3 protein-coding genes and 1 pseudogene are annotated in these 2,080 nt (G+C 69.3%); 2 read left to right on the forward strand and 2 right to left on the reverse strand.

What is annotated here, in order from left to right; translation table 11 throughout:
• Positions 1 to 174: 174 nt before the first annotated feature.
• Both CCN56_RS21900 and CCN56_RS21905 read right to left on the reverse strand, forming a co-directional pair.
• Complete coding sequence (locus CCN56_RS21900; RefSeq protein ID WP_086829267.1) at positions 175 to 423, reverse strand: hypothetical protein; 249 nt, start codon at positions 421 to 423, stop codon at positions 175 to 177.
• A 48-nt stretch (positions 424 to 471) separates the two neighbouring features.
• The gene (locus CCN56_RS21905; protein WP_086829268.1) at positions 472 to 1,071 is read right to left on the reverse strand and encodes a hypothetical protein; all 600 of its coding nucleotides are present in this window, start codon (positions 1,069 to 1,071) and stop codon (positions 472 to 474) included.
• A gap of 149 nt (positions 1,072 to 1,220) precedes the next feature.
• On the opposite strand from CCN56_RS21905, the gene CCN56_RS42685 reads away from it, so the two are divergent.
• Positions 1,221 to 1,529: a hypothetical protein gene (locus tag CCN56_RS42685; protein ID WP_143664593.1), complete on the forward strand. Its 309-nt coding sequence runs from the start codon at positions 1,221 to 1,223 to the stop codon at positions 1,527 to 1,529.
• A pseudogene (locus CCN56_RS21910) lies at positions 1,514 to 2,080 on the forward strand (transposase family protein); the annotation flags it as partial. The gene CCN56_RS42685 and the pseudogene CCN56_RS21910, both read left to right, overlap by 16 nt.

Below are 2,080 nucleotides of genomic sequence, written 5' to 3' on the forward strand. Positions count from 1 at the left end.
GCCGGTCATCAGCGGCGTGCGCCCGTCCGGCACGCTCGTCTGGTCCCCGCTCGTCGACGGGCAGCCACGCTGGATCATGGGACTGCTGATTTGCCTGCACCCGTGACAAGGGGCTCCTATGTGGGCACGCCGCTGCGGGCAGCCCTGGATGGGCTCGCCCGCAGCGACGCTTGGTCAAACCCTCTGCCGGTACTCCTCGATGGCCTGCCCATGCGGGTTGTCGGCGGAGAGCGCAGTCTCCTTGGGGGCGACGCTCTGGGCGATCCGAAGGCGTGCGCGGCGGACCTTCGGGGCCCAGAAGGCCGTGGCGAGCTTGCACAACGGCGGCCCGAAGATCACCAGGGCAATGGCGAGGACGACGGCGACGGGGGTGCTCTCGGGAACCACGTCCATCAGGGCGTGGGACAGAGGCATCTTCTGCATGGGTTCTCCGTGGGGTCGGCCTTGGTCAGCCAGCCCCGTAGACGGAGGTCAGGCAGCCAAGGCGAATTCGAAGGGGACGCGGGGGCACGCGTCGACCGTCGGGGGACGGGGAACAATCGAGCACCTGAGCCGACTGACGCCGCACGGGCTCGACTCGACGACGAACGTCTGGTCCTCGTCCCAAAAGCGCAGGACACCGAGGTCACGCAGAGCTGCGTCCGTCAGGAACTTCGCCAGGTACTCATGAGCGCGCGCCTCCCGTTCGGCAGCTCGCACGAACCCACCGCCGAAGGGCATCCCTTGGTCAAGGACCGCCCCCGCCGGCTCCCGGCGCAGGCCGAAGAGGTTGTTGATTGGCGCGCCATCCAGGACATCGACGCCACGCGTGGCAAGAGCCTTCGCACAGCGGACCGCCAGCCGCAGCCGGCGTGCCTGTTCCTCGTGCCGCCTCGCCCGGAACAGGAGAAGTGCAACGTTCGTCTTGCCCGAGCCCGTGGCCATGTGAATCTGGAAGGCCGGAGCCGCCTTGCCCGAGTCGTGGTCGGCCATGAGCATGTCGATCGAGGGGGAACCGGCGGCGCGGTAGAGCTGAGAGAGGGAAGACGCGTAGGCCGCGCTGTCCCGCTTCGCTCCCCCGGCGACGTCCATGGCCTGGAGTCTACTCCGGACCTGCCGGTGACGCGGCTGACTACCCAATCGTCAGAGGCAGTTACCTCGCGCGTGAGCGCGCGACGCTAAGCACCTCCGCTCCTCATGGTCCCGAGGCCCGATCACCGGACCTTATGGAGCACCACCTCATGGCAGGCGAGACCGCCAACAACAACCAGATCCTCATCCCATCCCTCACCCGCGTATGGCTGGCCCTCGTCGGCACCCCGCGCCAGCCGACGCCACCGTGGCGATGCCCGCCTGCGATGGACTTCCAAGGGAACTCGGGTCAAGGCGCAGAGGGAACACCCGACGGTGAGCGAGAAAAGCAAATGCTTGACCGCCTCTGGAAGTCCGGGGCGCCGGGCGCCGTCGTGTTCGGCGAACCGACCGGGGACAGCTTCACCGCGACGCTCGGCTCTGATTCGGGCATTTCCCCTGCATGGGTGGGGTGTTGAGGGCTGAGCCGTTGCGGGTGGAGACGTTCACGGGGCTGCGGATGCGGCAGTTCGAGCGGCTGCTGAAGGTCGTGCGTGAACGGGGCGGGAACGGGGCCCGGCGGCGGCCAGCCGTGGTGCCTGTCGCTGGCGGACCGGGTGCTGCTGATGGCCGTCTATTACCGCACGAACCTCACCATGCGGCAGCTCGCGCCGTTGTTCGGGGTCTCGCCCGCGACGGTGTGCCGGGGGATCCAGCGGCTGCGGCCGCTGCTCGCGATCGAGCCGGCCCCCGCCCGGCCGACGCGATGGACCGGCTGTGGATCGTGGACGGCACCCTGATCCCGGTCCGCGACCGCAAGACCGGCGCGTCCTCACGCAACTACCGGTTCTCGGCGAACGTGCAGGTCATCATCGATGCCGACACCAAGCTGGTCATCGCCGGGGCCCGGCCGGTACCCGGCACCACCGCGGACGCGAAGGCCTGGCGGGACTCCGGCCTGGCCGCCGTCTGCGAGGGCGTGACGGTGCCGGCCGACCACGCCTCCATCAACACCGGGCTCGTCGTCCCG

This window comes from Streptomyces sp. NRRL B-24572, from assembly GCF_002156145.1.
In the GTDB taxonomy this organism is placed as follows: domain Bacteria; phylum Actinomycetota; class Actinomycetes; order Streptomycetales; family Streptomycetaceae; genus Streptomyces; species Streptomyces vietnamensis.